Here is a 19,539-nt window from a genome sequence, read left to right on the forward strand (position 1 = left end):
CCGACGGGGCTGGACATGCCCGCATGGAAGCGTGGGTTTTGCAGCAGGATGGCGGACAGCAGCGTACTGCCCGAGCGCGGCAAACCCGATATGAAGTGGAAATTCTGCATCCCTGCGCAACAACTCAATGGCACTTTGCAATTGCGGGATGCTATTCGGTCTGGGAAATTTCGTACAGATTTTTCGGACTGACCGCGGGAGCATAGACACGCCCGCCGACCGCCCACTCCAGGCAAGGCCCGGAGTAGACATCTACGCGCTAGAAGCCGCTCTCCCGAACCCCCACCGCCGCCAGGCGCCGCAGGAAGCCGCCGAGCAGCGACTCACTGCGCCCCTGCAAGCTGGCCACGCCGCGCACGGCCTGGACCGGCGCCGGGTGGTCAGCCACTAGCTCCAGACGCGCGCCGTACTGGGCGTGTTCGGGGACCGCACGTTGCTCCGCATCGCGGCGTACGGCCAACGGGCCGCCCTGGTCCGACGCCAGCAGTGGCAGCGCCAGGGTTGCGCTGCTGGTTGCATCCAGCTCACTCAAGCGCACCGGCAACGACGGCAGCCCCGGATCCTCGGCCACGAAACGGCCCTCAACGCCCAACGCCAGGCGCTCCAGCGACTGCTGCTCGACATAACCGCGCAGCTTGGGCCGCTGCTGCCCGACCACGCGAAGCAGAACCTGGTCCGGCGCCAGCCAGACGCCTGCCTGCAAGCCGCGGTCGAGATCGCGCACCACGCCATCCTGCGGCGCACGCAGCAGCAGGCGCTCGCGTTCGGCAGCCAGCCCACGGTAGTCCGCCAGTTGCTGCGCGAGCTGGCTTTCCAGCACGCCGGCATCGGCGACCATCAGTGGGTTGGCCCGGCTACGGGCGATCTGCAACTGCAGCGAGCGCAGTTGCAGACCGACGATCCTCAGGCGCGCCTCAAGGTCCGGCGAGGCCAGTTCCAGCAGCGGCTCGCCCACTTTCACTGCCTGCCCCTGGCTGACCAGCAGGCGGGTAACCTGCGCTCCCACGGGGGTATGTAGCTCGCTGACCTGCGAAGCCTCCAGCACCGCCGGCACTTCCACCGACGTGCGCCAGGGCACCAGGAGCAACAGGCCGATCAGTGCCAGCCCGGCCAGGGTCGGCAGGCTGCGGCGCGGTTGCGCATGTTCGCGGTTCTGCCACCAGAACTTCAGCTCGCGGAAGATCGGCAAAGCAATGAACCAGCCCAGCTCCACCAGCATCAGGAAGATACCCAGCGCCTTGAAGAACAGGTGATAAACCGCCAAAGCGATGCCAAAGAAAAGCAGCGCACGCCAGACCCAGGAGGCATAGCCCCACGCCAGCAGGCGTCGGCGCAGCGTCGGTGGCAGAGGTTCGGGCATCGGTGCGCCGTAACCGAACAGCGTCTCGCGCAGGCGCCAGCGGCACAGGGCGAAGGCACGTCCCTGGAGGTTGTCCACGCCCAGCAGGTCGCCTAGCAGGAAGTAACCGTCGAAGCGCAGGAACGGGTTGAGGTTGATCGCCACCGTGGTCAGCCAGGTGGCGCTCGCCAGCAGGAACGCCGCCGTGCGCATCGGCCCATCGGCCAGCAGCGACCAGGCCAGCAGGGCCACGCAGGCCAGGAGCATTTCCGCCAGCACACCACCGGCACCGATCAGCAGGCGGCTACGGCGATCCTTCACGCGCCACGCGTCGGACACGTCGGTGTAGAACATCGGCAGCAGCACCACGAAGGCAATCCCCATGCTGTGCACCCGACAACCGGCGCGCTTGGCCATATAGGCGTGCCCCAGCTCATGGCAGAACTTGGCCAGCCACAGGGCAATACCGAAAGCCGCCGCACCGGACCAACTGAACAGGTAGGAAAAACTGCCGATGAAACGATCCCAATCGCGGGCCATCAGGAACAACCCCAGCGCCAGCACGAGAGGCAATCCGTAGCGCAGCAACGCGCCACCGTGCCGAGCCAGCCAGGGCCAGGTACGGTTGAGGAACGGATCGGGCCGCCACAGCGGAACCCGGAAGAACAGATACTGGTGCAACGCCTTCTGCCACACGCTTTCGCGCCGGGCGTCGACTTTGGCCGAGTAGCTGGCCCGCTGCTGCGGGTCGCAGGCGGCGATCAGGTCATGCTCACGCAGAAAACGCTCAAGCTGGGCCAAGTCGTCTTCGCCCAGCGCGCGGCCGGAGCCCTGATTGGCCGCGGCCAGCACCGCCAGCGGCGCGCCCAGCGCCCATTGGCGTAACAGCCGCACGGCGGCTTCGCCGAGCTTGAAATAGCGACCGCGCAAAGGGTCGTTTAGCACCCATTGGGCGGCACCGTCGAAGGCCGGGGCGGCCTCGGACAGCTGCAGGTCGTCACGCAGCGCCGGCAGGCTCAAGGTCATAGCCCCAGGGTCTGGCGCAGGGCCGTCAGCGGCCGGCGCAACAGGTAGTAGCCCAGCGGCGCCCGTTCGCCATAGAGCTTGGCGGTGCCGCGCAGGCCGATGCGCGGCGGGGCCTCGTCGAAGCCAGCCAGCAGGCGGTAGGCCAGCCCACCGCCAGGCACCGGCTCGGCTTCATAGCCGATGCGCTGCAAACGCGCCGGCACTGAGGTCAGCGGCTGGTTGTCGAGAAACAGCGCCACCTCCGCATCATTGTCCAACTGCATGACGTTGCCGGTCGGCAATTCGATGCGCAGTTCGGCACTCTGCGGATCGGCAATCTCCATCAGGCGCTCGCCCGTACGCACCGGCTTGCCCGTCCAGCGTTCGGCGTCGGCAAACACCGCCACACCGCTCTGTTCTGCGCGCACTTCGCTGCGTTGCAGCAGGTCGCGGGCGTAGTCGCGCTCGGCGCGTTTCTGCTCGACACGGGCGGCCAGCAGGTCCAGCCGCGCCGCCGATTCGCCATCCTGGAAGGCACGCTGACTATTCGCTTTCAACTCCGCCTCGGCGACCGCAAGGGCGCGCTCGGCGACATCCGCCTGGGCTTTGAGGGTGGTGGCATCGAAGCGCACCAGCAGGTCGCCGCGTTGCACCGTCTGGTTCGGTCGCACGACCACCTGGGCGATCACGCCGTCCAGCGGCGCAGCAATCACCCGCCCCCCCTTGGGCACGACTTCCGCCGGCGCCAGGGCCGACTGGCGGATCGGCAGCAGCAACAGCAACGCAGCGGCTCCCAGCGCTACCGCAAGGCGCCTTTTCGGCCAGCGCAGACGCCACGGAAGGCGCGGCTGGAGGGCCAGCCAAGCGTGGGAGTAGGTTTCGCCCAGCTCAACCAGCAAGGCGTGTTCTGCCGAATTCCACGGTTGCTCCCGCGCCAGCCACAGACCGCCGAAACAGATTCCGGCACGGTCGCGCAGGGGCAGCCAGAACACCTGCGGCAGGCTCATCTGTTGCTGGTCCAGGCGCAGTTGCTCACTCAGCAGGTGGCAATCAACGGCACCGGGCTCGTCCAGCAGCCCCGCCGCGTGCAGCTCACTGCAGGCACCCTCGATGTAGGCCACGAACGGGGCGTTAGGCTCGACCTGGCTGATGCCGGTCAGCGCACGAACCTTGCCGGCGATGACCAGCGCACCATGGCGAAAGCCGAAGAGGGCCTGGCCGTCGTTGACCATGGCGAAGCACAGGCGCTCCAGGCTATCGGCTGCACGCGCCTGGCGCTGCAGCCCCAGATACTGGGCGAAGGCTCGCTCGGTGCCGCTGGCGGCGGCGTTCATGGCGCTTCCGCGAACTGCGCGGTACCGCTCATGCCAGCGACCAGCCCAGCGGTGGGCGGCACGTTGGCAATCAACAGGAGTGTCTGGCTGGCTTCGTCGATGCGCGCGCCCAGGCGCTTGATCTCGACTTGCAGCGACTGGCCAGTTTCGTCAGGGGTGAAGCTGAATTGTGTGCCCGGTTTGAGCTTCGACAACCAGCGCGAAGGCACCAGCAGGCGAATTTCCAGGCTGCGGTTGTCGACGATCTCCAGCAGAGGCGAGCCGCTGGCGACGCTTTCAAAAGGCTGCGCCTTGCGCTGCACCACCTGGCCATCGTAAGGCGCCTGCACGCCGCAACGGCGCACCTGCACCTGATAGACCTGGGCCTGGGCCTGGGCTTCGGCCTGCTTGGCCTCGGCCAGCGCGACTTCATAACGCCCCACGGAGTTCAGCGCGGCCAGTTGGCGGTTGTGGGAAAGCTCCTCAGACGCGGCGCGTACGCCTGCCTGGGCGGCATTGAGCTGGGCCTGGTAGGCGGAACAGTCGAAGCGCACCAGGACATCGCCCTTCTTGAAGGACTGCCCTTCGGCAAAGGGCATCTCGAGAATCCGCCCGGCCAGCTCGCTCGACAGCATCGCCTGCTCACGGGCGTGCAATACGCCACGAATGTCCCGGCTGCCCCCGGCATCGCTGGAGGAAACCGGCAACAAAGGATCAGGCGCGGGCTCCGTCGCCTGCGCACCGACCGCCAGGGCCAGCAAACTCCAGATTCCCCACACCACCTGCCTGCGCATCCCTCGCCCTCCTCTTCACGAAGCGCGAAGTCTATGTGAGCGCAGAGGCGTAGGAAATATCCGCCGAGCACTCTGCCACTATTTATTCGCGGTGGAATCGCGGTAGTGCCCAACACCAGTTGCACCAGCGCTTCTTCGATGACCTCACGCCGCCCCGGCGCCAGCGGTCCAACAGGGCTCGCAGCACGCCGCCGACGGTGTGGGTGTCGGTGTGGGTGTGGGCGAGGATGAACACCTCGGCCTCGTCTGGCTTGCGCAGTTGCTGGTCATGGTCGACCAGGCCGTGGGGCACCAAGTGAGTCATGATGCTGCCGCGCAGGGCCGGCAGCGGGCGGGCGGTCAGCGCGTCCGGTGCCATGGTCGGCGTGTGCCTGACGGTGGTCGGCATCCTGCGCATCATAATCGGCCAACACCGCGTCGACCTGATCGGCCAGGACGTGCTCGCGGCAATCACGGTGATCTACCTGGCCACCACCCTCGCCGCCTGCTTCGGCCTGCGTACCCGCAAGCTGCAGCGTGACCATAGCCTGGAGCGCCTCGCTGACACGCTGTTTCTGATCGGTCTGACCATCACCACGCTGACCACCGCCTTCATCGCCTGCGCCATGTCCTGCTGTTGAACCGGCGATGACTGGAACGGCTCGCTTCATGAAGAGCAATCCGCTGCCCGCCTTGGCATCATTGCGACCATCGCCCTACAAACATCAGCCCGAATTGATGTCAGCCCAATCAAATATGAATTTTTCTTGATGCAGCAGCACCCTACTCTGGCTACGCGCTGCACTGACAGCGCCAGCTACTCAGCCGTCCTCTAGAGACGCGGGTTCTCGATAACAACTCCAACTGCCCCGAGGATCTCCCATGCGCCTTCGCTCGCTCATGCCTGGCCGTGAATCCCCCTTTTCCCTCAACACCGGAGGCCGGCATGTCTGACCTTCGCCGCTCCACCGCCGCCAATGGCGACGAAAGCCTGCTCGCCAGCCACGGCTATCGCCAGGAGCTGGATCGCGGGCTGAACCTGTGGTCATCCTTCTCGGTCGGCTTCGCCACCATTTCCCCAGTCGTCGGTATCTACTCGGTGATGTCCCTCGGCGCCATGAGCGTCGGGCCGTCGTGGGTGTGGATCGTGCCCCTGTGCCTTCTGCTGCAGCTGACCGTGGCGCTGGTGTACGCGGAGTTGTCTTCGCAGTTCCCCCTGGCCGGCGGCTGCTACCAGTGGGTACGCCGGCTGATCGGCGACCGCGCGGCCTGGTTCACCGGCTTCCTCTACCTCGCCTCCGCCCTCGCCTCGCTGACCACGGTCGCCTACCTGGGCGGTTTCTGGCTCGGCCTGCTGGTTATCGGCGAGCCGCCATCGGCCAACGTGCAGGTGCTCTGCGGCGCGGCGCTGCTGGCCCTGGGGCTGGGAGTGAACCTGCTGGGCATCAATCCGCTGAAGTACTTCGTCAACGCAGGCATCTTCGCCGAGGCCATCGCTTCCATCGGCATCGGTGTGCTGTTGCTGCTGTTCTTCCGCAACCACTCCTTCGAGCTGCTGTTCAGCAGCCTGAATGCCCTGGAAGTCTCCGGCGGAACCTACTGGTCGGGCTTCCTCACAGCGCTGGCGGTCGGCGGCTGGGCCTTCCTCGGCTTCGACGCCTGCTCGCAGATTTCCGAGGAAACAACTGACGCCCGCGTCTCGACCCCGCGCGCCATCCTGCGCTCGATGTTGGTAGTCGGGCTGACTGTGATGCTCACCGCGTTCGCCGTCACCCTGTCGTACAAGGACCCCGCCGCCGTGGTCAGCGGGCAGATCATCGACCCGGTGACACCCGCCGTGGTGGACGCCTTCGGCGCCTGGGCCGAGCGGCCGTTCGTGGCCATCGTGCTGGTCGCATTTGTTGCCTGCGTGGTGTCGGTGCAGACCTACATCGGCCGCGCCATCTTCGGCATGGCCCGCGATAAAATCCTTCCCGGCTCCGCCCTGTTGCGCCGCGTGGACAAGCGCAAGGTGCCAATGGCCGCGATGGTCTGCAGCACCCTGCTGGCGAGCCTGGGCCTGGCGCTGGGGCTGAACGCCACTGCGGTCGGCACGCTGATCGCCTTCGGCAGCGGCGGCTTCTTCTTCGTCTTCCTGATCGTTGCCGCCAGCGCGCTGTATGCCCGCCTAAGCGGTCGCTGGGACCCGGACAAGGGCGCACTGAAGCTGGGCCGCAAGGGCCTGGTGGTCAACGTCATCGCCGTGGTCTGGCTGGTGTTCGAGGCAATCAACGTGGCCTGGCCGCGGGAGATGCTCGCCCCGCCTGGCGCGCCCTGGTTCCAGGTCTGGGCGGTGGTCGTGGTGTTCTCCGTGCTCGCCCTGTTCGGCCTGGCCTACCTGTTCATCGCCAAGCCGCACCGCCGCATCGCCACCAGCCTGAGCTTCGCCGGCCGCGCGGTCGGCTGAGCCGTCGACTGAATCACCCGCGCCGGTACGCACCGGCGCCTCTCCTTTCCTTCTGCCCTGCCGGTCCGCCCTGAGCCCCGGCACGGGCAGGTCATGCCTGAAATCCGGAGCTTCCCATGTCCACCCTGAACTACTGGAACTACCCCACGGAAATCCTCTGCGGTGTCGGCGCCCTCGACCAACTGGCCGAGCGCTGCCGCCTCGCCGGAATGCGTAAGCCGCTGCTGGTCACCGACCCCGGCATGCTCGAACTGCCGCCGCTGCATGAAGTGCGTCGGCGCCTGGAAGCCGCCGGCATCGACTACGCGCTGTTCCACGGCTTCTCCAGCAACCCTGCGCTAGAGGAAGTCTCCACCGGCGCCCTGGCCCTGGCCGAAGGCGGCCATGACTCGCTGATCGCCCTGGGTGGCGGCAGTGCGCTGGACGCGGCCAAGGGCATCGCCCTGCTCAGCCGCGACATCGATGGCCTGAGCCACTTCGAATGGTCGCAGCTGATCGAGCACTACCCGACCCTGGGCGATCACCCTGCACTCGACCTGCCGCCGCTGATCGCCATCCCCACCACTGCCGGCACCGGCTCCGAGCTGGGCCGCGAAGCCGTGCTGACCGACACCTCGCGCGGCATAAAGATCGTCGTCGGCCACCGCGAATTGCTGGCCCGCTCGGTGATCCTCGACCCGGTGCTGACCGTCGGCCTGCCGAAACCGCTCACCGCCGCCACCGGCATGGACGCCCTGACTCATCACCTGGAATCGCTGTTCTCGCCGCTCTACCACCCCATGTCCGCCGGCGTCGCCCTCGAAGGCGTGCGCCTGGTGAAGGAGCACCTGCAGCGCGCCGTCCACAACGGAACCGACCTGGCCGCCCGCGAAGGCATGCTGGTGGCCTCGGCCAGTGCCGCCGTGGCCTTCCAGAAAGGCCTCGGCGGCGTGCATGCGATGGCCCACCCGCTGGGCGCGAAGCACCACAAGCACCACGGCCTGCTCAACGCGGTGCTGTTGCCCTATGTGCTGGTGGCCAACCGCTCGGCCATCGAGGCGGACGCCACGCGTCTCGCCCGCTACCTGGAGTTGCCGGAAGCCAGTTTCGACGGTCTGCTCGGCTGGGTGCTGGAACTGCGCTCGTCCGTGGGCATTCCGCATACGCTCAAGGAACTGGGCCTGGACGGCGAAGACGCGCAATGGGTCGGCGAGCAGGCCGTGGCGGACATTTCCTCCTCCGAGACCAATGCCCTGCCACTGCAAGCCGGGGACTACTCGCGCATCTACCTCAACGCGGTCAACGGCGTACTCGCCTGAGGGTTAACCGCCGAGGCCGTGCACGCTCAGCAGGTCTTCTATAAAGGCGCGGGCGGCCTCACTGCGGGGCCGCCCGGCGTAAGTGATCATGCTGTGGGTCACCTCGTAGCAGAGCTTCTCCGGTAGCAGCGGCTTCATCCGACCGCGCTCGACCCAGATGTTCGCGTAGTGGGTCGGCAGGTAGCCCAGGTGCGTGCCGGCCAGCACCGAATGCGCCACCGCCTCCATGTGATGCGCGGTGGCGCTGCTGCGTTCGGGGCGGAACGGCAGTTCCTGGTCCGCCGGCAGGAAGCCATGGCGCACCCAGTTGTACTCGGCGATCTGCTTCAGCGTCGGCTTGCGCGCAGTGAACAGCGGATGGCGCTCGCCGCAGAACACGCCGATCTCCTCGGTGTACAGCGGCAGGTAATCCAGGGTCGGCCGGGTGCGGCTGAAGTAGGAAATCGCCAGGTCCAGCTGACCGTCGATCACCGCCAGCTCCAGCTCGGTGGGCGAGTTCACGTAGAGGTTCAGCTGCACATCCTGCTCACGGCCGTGGAAGGCCGCCAGGGTCTCGTCGAAGCGCGCCTGCGGCAATGTCGTGACGTTGTCCGCCAGCCCCAGGTACAGCTCACCGACCAGTTGCCCGGACAGCGCCTGCGCCTGGTCGCGGAACAGCCCGATGGCGTCGAACATCGTCTGCGACGCTTCGAGAATCCGCTGCCCCTTCGCCGTCAGGCGGAAGCCGCCCTTGCCACGCTCGCACAATCGATAGCCCAGGCGCTTTTCCAGGCTGCCGATGTGCATGCTGATGTTCGACTGGCTCATGTTCAGCTCGGCCTGCGCCGCGGTGAAGCCGCCGCACTTCACCACGGAGGCGAAGATGCGCAGCAGGCGCAGATCGAGGTCGGTGAAATTCCTGAGCATGGGCAGAGTCCGGCGCCGGGCGGGCGGCTAGTCTACTGCAGAGGGCGGAGCCAGTCCCGCTGGTCAGATCCGATGGAATCCCCGGCGCGCCCGCGAGTCCTTCTTCAGATACCCCTCACAGACCATCCAGCACGGAGAGACGCCATGCTGCTTGAAGGTTCCTGCCATTGCGGCGCCGTGCGCTTCAGTCTGCACAGCGCCCATCCCTACCCTTACCAACGCTGTTACTGCTCGATCTGCCGCAAGACCCAAGGCGGCGGTGGCTACGCGATCAACCTTGGCGGCGACGCCGCCAGCCTCAAGGTGCGCGGGCGCAAGCACATCAGCATCTATCACGCGAAGATGCGCGAGGAAGGCCAGCGCACCCGCACCAGCGGCGCCGAACGGCACTTCTGCAGTCTGTGCGGCAGCGGGCTGTGGCTCTACGATTCACGCTGGCCGGAGCTCATCCACCCTTTCGCCTCCGCCATCGATACGCCGCTGCCGGTGCCACCCGAGCACACCCATCTGCTGCTGCGCTCCAAGGCCAGCTGGGTCGAGGTGGAGACCGGACCACATGACCTGCAATTCGACGACTACCCGCAGGAGTCCATCGCCCAGTGGCACCAGCGCCTGGGCGCGGAGCAGTGAGGTTCACCCGCGCCAGAACGGCTTGGCGATCTCCTGCGCCACCTGGCGGCGCGTCAGCCCGATGTCCTCGATCAGGTGCGGATTGGCCCTGGCCATGCAGGCGAGCTGCCGGCGTACCCGCGCACGCGCCTGCCAGAGCGCCAGCAACTGCATCAAGGAAAGCAGGCTGAACGGCCGGAGCGAGGCTTCCGGCAAAAGCAGGCGGGGAGTATCGTTCATGGCAACCTCCGTTCGACTCGTGCCTCATGGGGCCGAGCATGGCGGTCGCCCGCGATGCTGTCCTCAAGCGACGCCAAACACTTCCAAAAACTTGCAAAGGGGGCGTCATGCAGCAACCGCGTCTGGCTTTCGGCCCCTTCGTGCTCGATGGCCCAACCGGCGTGCTCAGGCGTGACGAGCGGCCCGTCGCCATCGGCTTTCGCGCGCTGAACCTGCTGCAGACCCTGCTCGAACGGCCGGGCGAGATCCGCACCAAGGCCGAGCTGATGGATGCCACCTGGCCGGGTCTTGTCGTCGAGGAAGGCAACCTCACCGTACAGATCGCGCACCTGCGCAAGGTGCTCGGCGAAGCACCCGACGGCAGCCCGTGGATCACCACGGTGCCCCGTGTCGGCTACCGTTTCAGTGCTGCCGTACAGCGCCTAGCGGACGCAACGCCCCCGCTGCCGGCCCTGCCGGAGGAGCCATCCATAGCCGTGCTGCCCTTCGTCAACCTCGGCGGAGACCCGCAGCAGGCCCTCTTCGCCGACGGCCTCAGCGAAGACCTGACCACCGAGCTTTCGCGCGTCGGCGGGCTGTTCGTCATCGCCCGCACCTCGGCCTTCGCGTACAAGGGCAAGGCCATGGACGTGCGCGAGATCGCCCGCGAACTCGGCGTGCGCTACCTGCTCGAAGGCAGCGCACGGCGTGCCGATGCGCGCGTGCGGATCAACGCGCAACTGGTGGACGCCAGCACCGGCGAACATGTCTGGGCCGAGCGCTTCGAGAGCCGCGTGGAAGATCTCTTCGACCTGCAGGACCAACTGACGGGGCAGATCGTCCAGGCCCTGCTCGGCCACCTGCGCATGCCGCTGCCGCGCAACCGGCCGAAGAACCTGGAAGCCTACGAACTCTGCGTGCGCGCCCGCCAGCTGATGGATGATTCGCCGCTGGCTGCACGGGAAGCACACCTGATGCTCAGCCGCGCCATCGCCCTCGACCCGCAGTACGCCGAGGCGCGGCGCTGGTTGGCGATGAACCACTGGATGGGCTGGATCCACAGCGGCGGCCCGACCCCGCTGGAGCGCGAAACCGCCCTGGCGCAAGCGCGCGAGGCGGTGGCCATCGACCCCAACGATGCCGGCTGCCGCTGGAGCCTGGCTTATCTGCTGAGCTACGAGCGCCAGTACGCCGAAGCCGACGCGCAGTTCCAGCGAGCACTCGAACTGGACCCCAACGATGCCGACGCCTGGACCGCGCTGTCCGACGTCAGGGTACTGGCCGGTCGCATCGACGAAGGCCTGGAGCACATCCGCCGGGCCTTTCGCCTCAACCCTTTCCCTGCCGGCTGGTACTACCTGACGCTGGGCCAGGCGCAGTACGCGGCGCGCGATTACCAGGGCGCGATCCAGACCCTGCGCCGCGACGAGACCTACCGCAGCAGCTCGCGGCGTTTCCTCGCCGCCAGCCTCGCGCAGCTGGGCCGGCTGGACGAGGCCCGTGCGGAAACCGAGTTCTTCCTGGTCACCAACCCGGAATTCACCATCCGTCACTGGGTGGAGACCGAGCCACTGCGGGACGCGGCAGTGCGCGAGCACTTCGTCGAAGGCTTCCGCAAGGCGGGACTGCCGGATTGACGGGTTGCGTCACCTCGTAGGGCGCATAACCCGGAACGGGTTATCCGCCGGCCACCCTGGCGGATAACGCTGGGGGCGTTTTGCGCCCTACACCTGCATCACCCTTGGATTGAAACGGCGGGCGGACTTCGCGCCGGCATCACAGATTTGTAATCCACGCCCGCTAACTTGCTCGCCCACATTCCGCACCCCGGCACACAACAGCCGGAGCGGCCCGACCGGCGTTGCCAGAAGACGGACCATGACGGTAGACACGAGCACCTCGCGCAAGCAGTTCCTGATCCGCTCCGAGAACATGACCGCCGACGATTTCGGCCAGCTGTACACGCGGATGTTCGGCAACCTCTATTCCGGGATGCCACGGCCCGAAAAGCCCATCGCCATCGGTGGGGTCTACGGTCGCTACGAAGGCGTGAGCTTCCGCCGCCTGAGCTTTCGCGGCGACCTGCTGGCCGAGATGCCGGATCTGGACGACGAGATCACTTTCATTTTCCCCACTGCCGGTCGCGTCGTCTTCAACCAGTGCAGCGACAGCGTCGGCTTGCCCAGCGTCGGACTGGCCATGGAGAAGGCCTCGGTGCGCTCGGTCGGTTTCATCGACGGGCATGCACACCACGGCCTGTCGGTGCGCCGTTCGCTGTTCGCGCGCCGTCTGGCGACCCTGCTCGGCCGGCCGATCACGCACAAGGTGCGCTTCCAGCCACGGGTGGACCTGAGCAACGAAGCCTTCCAGGGCATCAAGGCCATCGTCGCCATGGCCACCGGCAACGAGTTCGACCTGCTGATCAATTCCAGCGCACTGATGCCGGCGCGCCTGCAGGAAATGCTGGTGGACTCGGTGCTGGAAATCTGGCCGCACAACTACAGCGACGCACTCAGGCGCCCCGCCCCGCAGATCGCTCCGCGCCACGTGAAGCTGGCCATGGATTACATCCAGGAGCATCCGGAGGCGATGGTCAGCGGCAGCGACCTGGCCGCGTTGACCAGCGTCAGCCTGCGTGCCCTGCAGGAGGGTTTCCGCCGCTTCGTCGGCAGCTCCATCGTCGCCTATCAGCGCGAAGTGCGCCTGCAGCGTGCCTACGACGCGCTGCAGCAGGACAGCGCGCAGTCGGTCAGCGAGATTTCCCTGGCGCTGGGCTTCAGCAATGTCGGGCGCTTCTGTCAGTACTTCCAAAGCGCCTACGGCATGAGCCCGGCGGACCTGCGCAAGGGACTGCCGGTGTCTGCGTAAGGCGACCGCCGGCGCCATTCCCTGTCGCTCGCCGGCAAGATTCAACCAGCTCGCGAACATCCCACCGACCTACGAGCACAGGGAAACGCCGAGCCAACCAGCCCCTACGCCCCCTGCGATTTCCGCGTATCCACGACCCGGCATTGCCGCCCTGCTCTTCGAAAGCAAATGGCCCGTCGGGTATTCCCGACGGGCCGTTCTTAAAGCGCGGTACCAATCAGAACTGGTAGCTCGCCTTCAGGCTGCCGCTGGCACCGTGGCTGCCGCTGCCGCCCAGCGTGCCAACTTCGGCGCCGACGCTGAAGTCGCCCTGGCTGGCGGTCAGGCTGAACGCGCCGCTGAACTGGTCGCGGCTGTCGAAGGCGGCACGCTGGGAAACGTCCAGGCCCAGCAGATGGCCCTCGCTGTCGACCTTGTACTCGCCCAGCGCGTGGTCGTAGCCCACTTCGAGGCCCGGCACCATCTGCCAGCCGCTGCCCAGCGCCACGGGAGCGAAGGAAGCCTTGAGGTTGACGTAGGCGCTGCGGCGGTTCTCGCTGATGTCGTCGACGTCCAGCGCCAGCTCGCTGCCCTTCTCCTGGAAGCTGTCCAGATCCAGATGGCTGTAGCGCAGGCCGATGCTCGGCTCCAGGGTGACGGTGGACACCGCCGTGCGATAGCCCAGCGCGATGCTGCCGCCGCTGAGGCTGCCGTTGGTGTCGCCCTTGGCCTTGCCCAGGCCGCCGCCGATGTCGCGTTTGCTGTTGTAGTCGAGCCAGCCGTAACTGACGTCGGCGTCGACGAACAGGCCCTGTTCCAGGCCATCGAGGGCGAAACGCGCGCCGCCGCGGAGGAAGGTCAGGTCGGTGTCCACGTCACCGCCGGCACCGCCGACGCTGCCCTTGCTGTAGCCAAAGCCGGCGTTGCCGCTGAGCTGCTCGGAGAAGCGCTGGGTCACGCCAACCATCATGCCCTGGGTGTGTTCGTTGCTGCTTTCGGCGTTGGAAGTCTCGGAGTTGCCCTGGTAACCGGCCAGCGCGGTGGTCCACAGACGGGTCTGCCCGGTCTTCAGATCGACGCCGCTGGCATAGGGCGCGGCGGCGCGATCGATCAGCGCATCCTGGCGCAGCAGGTAGCTGGCCGCATCCGCATGCACCTGGCCGCCGACGGTGGACTCGACGCCACCGAGGGTGCCGGCGTCGATGGCCGACTGCAGGTAGTAGTTGTAGGCGGTGTAGGCACCGGACAGGCTGCTGTTCTGCAACTGGGTCAGCAACTGCGCGCCGGCAGCGGCGTTGCCGGAAAGCCCGGCGACGCCCGGCAGGGTGCTGTAGTAGACCATCTTGCCGCGCAGCACGTAGATGGTTTCCTGGGACAGGCCGAGGCCTTCCTTCAGGTAGTTGTCCATGCTGCCGTACTCGGCGGTCACTTCGTCCAGGCCTGCCTGCAGGTAGCTGGCCTGCACACCCAGCAGCGGCTCATAGATGGCCGCCATGCTCGCCGGCAGCATCGCCAGGGTCGCCTTGACCCGCGTGGCGGTGTAGTCGTTGGTGGCCAGGTAGTTTTCCATGATGGTCTGGCTGTCCACCCCGGCGATGCTCAGCAGCACGGCGGCGGTCCAGCCGGTACGGTCCTTGCCGGCGGTGCAATGGAACACCGCGGCGCCGTCGGCGGCGGCCAGCTCGTTGAACAGCGTGGTGAACTGGCCGCGCATGCCGGCGTCGCTGACGAAGGCGCGGTTGGTCTCCTCCATCATCTCGATGGCCTGGGCAGCGCTGGTGAAGGAGATGTTGGTGACGTTGGCGCCGGAGGTGGTGCTGCCGATGATGTCGATGTTCTGGTAGGTCGCGCCCTCCGGGAGGGTGTCCGGCGTGCCGGCGATCTCGCTCGGGGTGCGCAGGTCGAACACATCGCTGATGCCCAGGCTGTTGAGCACCGCCAGGTCCGTGCCCTTGGGGGTCAGCGCGTTGGAGCGGTAGAACACCCCGGAGCGCATCACGCCGTCGTTGCTGGTGGTGTACGCGGTGGTCGTACCGGCGATGTCGCGGAAGTTGTCGATACCAGCCAGGTGCGGAGTGTCCAGTGTGTAGGTCTCGGCCGCGTTGGCGCAGGCGATGGACAGGCTGAGCAGGGACAGGCCGAGGGTGGATGCGGAAAGCAGAGCGCGATGGAGCACGATGTAGCCTCTTTGAGCTTTGTTGGCGGGGGCTACTATCGGTGGCGCTCCGGACTCGAATGTGACAGTTCCGCGCCCGGCGCAAATGGGCGCGCGATCTGTCCGTGAGCTGCGTTTTCTGTCCGTGTGGCTAGTCTTCGCTGCGCCCGCCGGACTCGCGGTCGCGCTCATAGAGATGGCGCATCGGGAACGCCGGGAGCCAGGCTTCGCGGCGGCAGGTCCACAGCTCATAGGTGGGCTGGAAGCGGTCCGGCTGGTCCAGCGCGCCGAGGCTCACCTCGATCTCGTCGCCGCTGCGGCCGAACACCGAGGAACCGCAGCGCGGGCAGAAGCAGCGCCCCTGATACTCCTGGGTGTCGCCTTCGATACGCACGGCGCTCTCGGGGAAGATCGCCGAGGAGTGGAACAGCGCGCCATGGTGCTTGCGGCAATCCAGACAATGGCAGATGCCGACCCGGTAAGGCCGGCCGCTGACTTCGACGCGCACGCTGCCGCATAGGCAGCCGCCGGTGATCTGGTCCATGGTGCACCTCCTGATGGGTGGAGAGGGGTTGATCCTGCTTCCCCGGCCTGCGGTCCGCCGGGCCGACGCACGGCCGATTTGGCCGTTTCGCGATATTCGTCGTCCGGATCGCGTGAGACAGCCGTCGCGGCCACGCCTAGCATAGGGCACCCAAACACGAGAAACCCGGCGCGCCCTGCCCGCGCGCCACACCTTGCTGCCCCGGAGTCCCATGTCTACCACCGCTTCTTCCCTGGCCACGCCGTCCGTGGCCAGCCAGGCCAGCCCGCTGGTCATGCGCGTGATCGGCGCGTGCGCCCTCGCCCACCTGACCAACGACCTGATCCAGGCTGTGCTGCCGTCGATCTACCCGGTGCTCAAGGCCAACTACGGCCTGAGCTTCACCCAGGTCGGCCTGATCACCCTGACCTTCCAGCTCACCGCCTCGCTGCTGCAGCCCTGGGTCGGCTACCACACCGACCGCCATCCCAAGCCCTGGCTGGCGCCGCTGGGCAGCGTCTGCACGCTGATCGGTATCCTCATGCTGGCCTTCGTCGGCAGCTTCCACGCCATCCTGCTGGCCTCGGCGCTGGTGGGCATCGGCTCCTCGACCTTCCACCCGGAAACCTCGCGCATCGCGCGGCTGGCCTCCGGCGGGCGCTACGGCCTCGCGCAGTCCACCTTCCAGGTCGGCGGCAATGCCGGCAGCGCCTTCGGTCCGCTACTGGCGGCGGCCATCATTATTCCGTACGGGCAAGGCAACGTGGCGTACTTCGGCCTGTTCGCGGTGTTCCTTGTCGGCGTGCTCTGGGGCCTGAGCCGCTGGTACAGCCACCACCTCAACCTGTTCAAGCTCAAGACCGGCGGCGTAGCCACCCACGGGCTGTCCAAGGGCCGGGTGACCGCCTCCCTGGTGGTGTTGGCGCTGCTGGTGTTCTCCAAGTACTTCTACATGGCGAGCTTCACCAGCTACTACACCTTCTACCTGATCGAGAAGTTCGACCTCTCGGTGGCCAGTTCGCAGCTGTACTTGTTCGGCTTCCTCGGCGCGGTGGCGGCCGGCACCTTCTTCGGTGGCCCGGTGGGCGATCGCATCGGCCGCAAAGCGGTGATCTGGTTCTCCATCCTCGGCGTCACGCCCTTCACCCTGGCGCTGCCCTACGTCGACCTGTTCTGGACCAGCATCCTCAGCCTGGTGATCGGCTTCATCCTCGCCTCGGCGTTCTCGGCGATCGTGGTCTACGCCCAGGAACTGGTGCCGGGTAACGTCGGCATGATCGCCGGAGTGTTCTTCGGCCTGATGTTCGGCTTCGGCGGCATCGGCGCGGCCTTCCTCGGCCACCTGGCCGACATCCACGGCATCGAGTACGTCTACAAGCTGTGCTCCTACCTGCCGCTGCTGGGCTGCCTGACCATCCTGCTGCCTTCCACCCGGAAGAAAGCGTAAGCCTCGCGACCGCCGGCGCCGCAGAGTCTTCAGCCTTCGCGGCGCTCCGGCTGGGTGGCGTGCACGAATACCGTGTAGGTATCCGCCGGGTGCGCCACTCCCGCCTGGTCCAGTGCGCGGGCGATGGAGCCGCGGTGGTAGGTGGCGTGGTTGAGGATGTGGAAGAACATTTCCTCGCGGGTAAGGCTGCCACTGCGGCCATCGGTGAAGCGAAAGCGGATGACTTCCGTCGCGCGTTCAGGAGTCAGCGCCGCAAGCTGCTCGACGTACCACTGGCCGGAGGTCAGCAGGCGCTCGCGCAGTTCGTCATAGCCGGGGACCGACTGGGTATTGGTAGCCGGGTGCGGATCCGCCTTGCCGCTCAGGCGCGCGCGGAAAAGGTCCTCGACAATCGCCAGATGATTGAGCTGCTGGAGCGCGAATGCGTGTTGCTCGGGGAACCGCTCGGGATCAATCCGCGCGATGGCATCCAGCGCGCGGCGGTCCGACCAGCATTTGTAGGCGAAGGCCTGGCTCAGCATCGCGATTCCTTGTCAGCGGCTACTCAAGACGAAGGCGACACTGTAGCGCATCCGAAGCTTGGGTTGTGCAGGCCCAGGTGCCAGACTGGCGAAAGCCCCCAGGACGATTCGCTGCCATGAAAACCCCCGATATCGAAGCCATCCGCGCCTTCCTGCTGGTCGCCGACCTGAAGAGTTTCACCCGCGCCGCCGAAGTCACCGGCGCCACCCAGGCGGCCATCAGCCTGAAGATCAAGCGTCTGGAGGAATCCCTCGGCCGCCCACTGCTCGAGCGTACGCCGCGCCGCGTGACGCTGTCGGCCCAAGGGTCGGTGTTCCTCGCCAGCGCCCGTCGCCTGCTGGCCAGCTACGACGAAACCCTGCGCTGCTTCGACACGCCTCGCCGCACCCTGCGCATCGGCGTCAGCCACCACATCCTCGGCGCTGACCTGAGCCATTGGCTCAAGCGCCTGGCGCAGACCGATCCGGAGGTGATAGTCGCCTTCAGCCTGGGCACCTCGCGGCAGATGCTGGAAAGCTACGAGGAAGGTGCGCTGGATATCGCTCTGATCCTGCGCCACGACAACCGCCGCCAGGACGGCGAGGTGATCGGCAGCGAGCGCTTCGGCTGGATGGCCGCCGAGTCGTTCGAACTGGTACAGGACGCGCCGCTGCCCCTGGCCATCCAGCCGGCGCCCTGCGGCATGCGCAGCATGGTCACCAGCGCCCTGCAGGCGCAGAACCGTAGCTGGAGCGAAGCCTTCGTCGGCTCGGGGATTCTCGCCATCGGCGCGGCGGTGTCGGCCGGCATCGGCATTGGCGCCATGGTCGAACGCATGGCGCCAGCGGGTTGCACGGATGTGCGCGAACGCTTCGGCTTGCCGGAGCTGCCGCCCCGCGACGTGGTGCTCTACAGCGCTCATCGCGATGTCCAGACCCGCGCGCTGATCAGCACGCTGAGCCGGGCCATCGCCGCCTGATCCTCAGGCCAGCAGCACGCCCACGCGCGCCAGGAACAACGCCAGCGCCAGGATCAGCGAGCCGCACAGCGCGACGGCGGCAAAATGGGTGAGGGCGAAATCTCGGGCATCAATCGGTTCGCGGTCCATGAACGGCACTTCCTGAGCGGCAGTTGGGAGTCGCCAGTATCGAAAGTGCCGTGACGGACAAACAGCGCGCGCCGGCTATTTCAGTGATAAGAGAAACGCCTCAGTAACCGGTCTGGCGATTCACCGTGTGCAGCAGTTCGGCGCCTTGCAGATCGCGCAGGATGTTCTTCGCCACTACTGCCGCGCCACCTTCCACCTGCATGGTGCTGGCGATGTGTGGCGTGACCCAGACGTGCGGGTGCGACCACAGAGGATGCCCCTCGGGCAGCGGCTCCTCATGGAAGACATCGAGGATAGCCGCGCCGACCTGCCCCGCATCCAGCGCCGCGACCAGATCAGCCTCCACCACGTGCTCGCCGCGGCCGACATTGATCAGCGCCGCACCCTTGGGCAGTTGCGCCAGCATCTCGCGGTTGAGGATGCCGCGGGTGCTGTCGGTCAACGGCAGGAGGTTGACCAGGATGTCGCACTGGGACAGGAAACTCGCCAATTGTTCGGGACCGGTGTAGGTCTTTACCCCGTCGATCTGCCGCTCGGAGCGGTTCCAGCCCAGCAGCTGGAATTTCAGATGGCGCAGTTGCGCGAGGCACGCCTGGCCCAACTGGCCCAGCCCCATCACACCGACGCGGCTGGTCGCGGCCGGCAGGATATTCAGCGGCTCCCATACCTGCGCGGCCTGGGCCACGCGATAGGCCGGCATCTGGCGGTGCAGCGCCAGCGCCGACATCACTACGAACTCGGCCATGATGTCCGCCAGGGATTCATCGACCATGCGCACGAGCGCCACTGATTCAGGGATCTTCGACAGGTCGAACTGATCGACCCCGGCGCCCGCCGCGAACAGTACGCGCAAGCCGGTGTAGCGGTCGATGTCGTCCACTGCTTTCCAGGTCAGCAGGTAGGTGACCCGCGCCGGGTCGACCGCCTCGAAGCCCTCGACGAATTCCAGCTCCGGCACCTGGGCGGCAAGCAGGGTTCGCCATTTCTCGGCGTTTTCGAGTTCGGCGTTGTAAAGAAAAATCACGTCCTGTTCCTCGCTCTTGTTGTTCG

At 66.8% G+C, this 19,539-nt stretch carries 20 protein-coding genes; 8 read left to right on the plus strand and 12 right to left on the minus strand.

Annotation, left to right across the window (positions count from 1 at the left end; all coding sequences use genetic code 11):
- From IB274_RS26340 to IB274_RS26360, 5 genes are all read right to left on the minus strand, one after another.
- Positions 1-110: sulfotransferase (locus IB274_RS26340; RefSeq protein ID WP_192435741.1), on the minus strand; the 110-nt coding region annotated here is incomplete at its 3' end.
- Between the two features lie 149 nt (positions 111-259).
- The gene (locus IB274_RS26345) at positions 260-2,359 is read right to left on the minus strand and encodes an HlyD family efflux transporter periplasmic adaptor subunit (protein ID WP_192435826.1); all 2,100 of its coding nucleotides are present in this window, start codon (positions 2,357-2,359) and stop codon (positions 260-262) included.
- Between the two features lie 2 nt (positions 2,360-2,361).
- Positions 2,362-3,678: an efflux RND transporter periplasmic adaptor subunit gene (locus IB274_RS26350; RefSeq protein WP_192435742.1), complete on the minus strand. Its 1,317-nt coding sequence runs from the start codon at positions 3,676-3,678 to the stop codon at positions 2,362-2,364.
- Positions 3,675-4,451 (minus strand): efflux RND transporter periplasmic adaptor subunit, encoded by a 777-nt coding sequence (locus IB274_RS26355; RefSeq protein WP_192435743.1) that lies wholly within the window; start codon positions 4,449-4,451, stop codon positions 3,675-3,677. The genes IB274_RS26350 and IB274_RS26355 overlap by 4 nt, the downstream gene beginning before the upstream one ends.
- Before the next feature lie 82 nt (positions 4,452-4,533).
- On the minus strand, positions 4,534-4,755 hold the full coding sequence (locus IB274_RS26360; RefSeq protein ID WP_192435744.1) for a hypothetical protein: 222 nt from the start codon (positions 4,753-4,755) through the stop codon (positions 4,534-4,536).
- A gap of 1 nt (position 4,756) precedes the next feature.
- On the opposite strand from IB274_RS26360, the gene IB274_RS26365 reads away from it, so the two are divergent.
- The 3 genes from IB274_RS26365 (at position 4,757) to IB274_RS26375 (ending at position 8,174) form a co-directional block, all read left to right on the plus strand.
- On the plus strand, positions 4,757-5,071 hold the full coding sequence (locus IB274_RS26365; protein WP_225615045.1) for a hypothetical protein: 315 nt from the start codon (positions 4,757-4,759) through the stop codon (positions 5,069-5,071).
- Between the two features lie 305 nt (positions 5,072-5,376).
- Positions 5,377-6,876 carry an APC family permease gene (locus IB274_RS26370; protein WP_192435746.1) on the plus strand — a complete coding sequence of 500 codons (1,500 nt, stop codon included), beginning with the start codon at positions 5,377-5,379 and terminating at the stop codon, positions 6,874-6,876.
- A gap of 116 nt (positions 6,877-6,992) precedes the next feature.
- On the plus strand, positions 6,993-8,174 hold the full coding sequence (locus tag IB274_RS26375) for an iron-containing alcohol dehydrogenase (protein ID WP_192435747.1): 1,182 nt from the start codon (positions 6,993-6,995) through the stop codon (positions 8,172-8,174).
- A gap of 3 nt (positions 8,175-8,177) precedes the next feature.
- Here IB274_RS26375 and IB274_RS26380 read toward each other — a convergent pair whose 3' ends face one another.
- The gene (locus IB274_RS26380; RefSeq protein WP_192435748.1) at positions 8,178-9,080 is read right to left on the minus strand and encodes a LysR family transcriptional regulator; all 903 of its coding nucleotides are present in this window, start codon (positions 9,078-9,080) and stop codon (positions 8,178-8,180) included.
- Positions 9,081-9,224: 144 nt separating this feature from the next.
- Between IB274_RS26380 and IB274_RS26385 the strand changes: the two genes are divergently transcribed.
- Complete coding sequence (locus tag IB274_RS26385) at positions 9,225-9,710, plus strand: GFA family protein (protein ID WP_192435749.1); 486 nt, start codon at positions 9,225-9,227, stop codon at positions 9,708-9,710.
- Between the two features lie 3 nt (positions 9,711-9,713).
- On the opposite strand, the gene IB274_RS26390 is transcribed toward IB274_RS26385, so the two are convergent.
- Complete coding sequence (locus IB274_RS26390) at positions 9,714-9,929, minus strand: DUF1127 domain-containing protein (protein WP_192435750.1); 216 nt, start codon at positions 9,927-9,929, stop codon at positions 9,714-9,716.
- A gap of 107 nt (positions 9,930-10,036) precedes the next feature.
- Here IB274_RS26390 and IB274_RS26395 point away from each other — a divergent pair, with 107 nt between their 5' ends.
- Together IB274_RS26395 and IB274_RS26400 are read left to right on the plus strand one after the other, a co-directional pair.
- Positions 10,037-11,545 carry a winged helix-turn-helix domain-containing tetratricopeptide repeat protein gene (locus IB274_RS26395; protein ID WP_192435751.1) on the plus strand — a complete coding sequence of 503 codons (1,509 nt, stop codon included), beginning with the start codon at positions 10,037-10,039 and terminating at the stop codon, positions 11,543-11,545.
- Between the two features lie 241 nt (positions 11,546-11,786).
- Positions 11,787-12,776: an AraC family transcriptional regulator gene (locus tag IB274_RS26400; RefSeq protein WP_192435752.1), complete on the plus strand. Its 990-nt coding sequence runs from the start codon at positions 11,787-11,789 to the stop codon at positions 12,774-12,776.
- Between the two features lie 217 nt (positions 12,777-12,993).
- On the opposite strand, the gene IB274_RS26405 is transcribed toward IB274_RS26400, so the two are convergent.
- Both IB274_RS26405 and IB274_RS26410 read right to left on the minus strand, forming a co-directional pair.
- Positions 12,994-14,931 (minus strand): tyrosine-protein phosphatase, encoded by a 1,938-nt coding sequence (locus tag IB274_RS26405; RefSeq protein WP_318652925.1) that lies wholly within the window; start codon positions 14,929-14,931, stop codon positions 12,994-12,996.
- Between the two features lie 130 nt (positions 14,932-15,061).
- Positions 15,062-15,454, minus strand: a complete 393-nt coding sequence (locus IB274_RS26410) for a GFA family protein (RefSeq protein WP_192435753.1) — start codon at positions 15,452-15,454, stop codon at positions 15,062-15,064.
- A gap of 211 nt (positions 15,455-15,665) precedes the next feature.
- Here IB274_RS26410 and IB274_RS26415 point away from each other — a divergent pair, with 211 nt between their 5' ends.
- Entirely contained in the window at positions 15,666-16,880 is a 1,215-nt protein-coding gene (locus IB274_RS26415; RefSeq protein ID WP_192435754.1) for an MFS transporter, read from the plus strand.
- A gap of 29 nt (positions 16,881-16,909) precedes the next feature.
- Here IB274_RS26415 and IB274_RS26420 read toward each other — a convergent pair whose 3' ends face one another.
- Positions 16,910-17,401: a DinB family protein gene (locus IB274_RS26420; protein ID WP_192435755.1), complete on the minus strand. Its 492-nt coding sequence runs from the start codon at positions 17,399-17,401 to the stop codon at positions 16,910-16,912.
- Between the two features lie 116 nt (positions 17,402-17,517).
- On the opposite strand from IB274_RS26420, the gene IB274_RS26425 reads away from it, so the two are divergent.
- Positions 17,518-18,360, plus strand: a complete 843-nt coding sequence (locus tag IB274_RS26425) for a LysR family transcriptional regulator (protein ID WP_192435756.1) — start codon at positions 17,518-17,520, stop codon at positions 18,358-18,360.
- A 3-nt stretch (positions 18,361-18,363) separates the two neighbouring features.
- On the opposite strand, the gene IB274_RS29870 is transcribed toward IB274_RS26425, so the two are convergent.
- The gene (locus IB274_RS29870) at positions 18,364-18,489 is read right to left on the minus strand and encodes a hypothetical protein (RefSeq protein ID WP_263866467.1); all 126 of its coding nucleotides are present in this window, start codon (positions 18,487-18,489) and stop codon (positions 18,364-18,366) included.
- 100 nt (positions 18,490-18,589) lie between these two features.
- Positions 18,590-19,513: a 2-hydroxyacid dehydrogenase gene (locus tag IB274_RS26430; RefSeq protein WP_192435757.1), complete on the minus strand. Its 924-nt coding sequence runs from the start codon at positions 19,511-19,513 to the stop codon at positions 18,590-18,592.
- Positions 19,514-19,539: the final 26 nt, after the last annotated feature.

This window comes from Pseudomonas sp. PDM18 (genome assembly GCF_014852585.1).
In the GTDB taxonomy this organism is placed as follows: Bacteria; Pseudomonadota; Gammaproteobacteria; order Pseudomonadales; family Pseudomonadaceae; genus Pseudomonas.

Excerpts from the sequence above, each read along its gene's own strand:
- IB274_RS26400 (WP_192435752.1), top strand. The coding sequence starts at position 11,787 with ATGACGGTAGACACGAGCACCTCGCGCAAGCAGTTCCTGATCCGCTCC.
- IB274_RS26380 (WP_192435748.1), bottom strand. The coding sequence starts at position 9,080 with ATGCTCAGGAATTTCACCGACCTCGATCTGCGCCTGCTGCGCATCTTC.
- IB274_RS26395 (WP_192435751.1), top strand. The coding sequence starts at position 10,037 with ATGCAGCAACCGCGTCTGGCTTTCGGCCCCTTCGTGCTCGATGGCCCA.
- IB274_RS26390 (WP_192435750.1), bottom strand. The coding sequence starts at position 9,929 with ATGAACGATACTCCCCGCCTGCTTTTGCCGGAAGCCTCGCTCCGGCCG.
- IB274_RS26350 (WP_192435742.1), bottom strand. The coding sequence starts at position 3,678 with ATGAACGCCGCCGCCAGCGGCACCGAGCGAGCCTTCGCCCAGTATCTG.
- IB274_RS26375 (WP_192435747.1), top strand. The coding sequence starts at position 6,993 with ATGTCCACCCTGAACTACTGGAACTACCCCACGGAAATCCTCTGCGGT.
- IB274_RS26365 (WP_225615045.1), top strand. The coding sequence starts at position 4,757 with ATGCTGCCGCGCAGGGCCGGCAGCGGGCGGGCGGTCAGCGCGTCCGGT.
- IB274_RS26370 (WP_192435746.1), top strand. The coding sequence starts at position 5,377 with ATGTCTGACCTTCGCCGCTCCACCGCCGCCAATGGCGACGAAAGCCTG.
- IB274_RS26360 (WP_192435744.1), bottom strand. The coding sequence starts at position 4,755 with ATGACTCACTTGGTGCCCCACGGCCTGGTCGACCATGACCAGCAACTG.
- IB274_RS26425 (WP_192435756.1), top strand. The coding sequence starts at position 17,518 with ATGAAAACCCCCGATATCGAAGCCATCCGCGCCTTCCTGCTGGTCGCC.
- IB274_RS26420 (WP_192435755.1), bottom strand. The coding sequence starts at position 17,401 with ATGCTGAGCCAGGCCTTCGCCTACAAATGCTGGTCGGACCGCCGCGCG.
- IB274_RS26415 (WP_192435754.1), top strand. The coding sequence starts at position 15,666 with ATGTCTACCACCGCTTCTTCCCTGGCCACGCCGTCCGTGGCCAGCCAG.
- IB274_RS26385 (WP_192435749.1), top strand. The coding sequence starts at position 9,225 with ATGCTGCTTGAAGGTTCCTGCCATTGCGGCGCCGTGCGCTTCAGTCTG.
- IB274_RS26410 (WP_192435753.1), bottom strand. The coding sequence starts at position 15,454 with ATGGACCAGATCACCGGCGGCTGCCTATGCGGCAGCGTGCGCGTCGAA.
- IB274_RS29870 (WP_263866467.1), bottom strand. The coding sequence starts at position 18,489 with ATGGACCGCGAACCGATTGATGCCCGAGATTTCGCCCTCACCCATTTT.
- IB274_RS26355 (WP_192435743.1), bottom strand. The coding sequence starts at position 4,451 with ATGCGCAGGCAGGTGGTGTGGGGAATCTGGAGTTTGCTGGCCCTGGCG.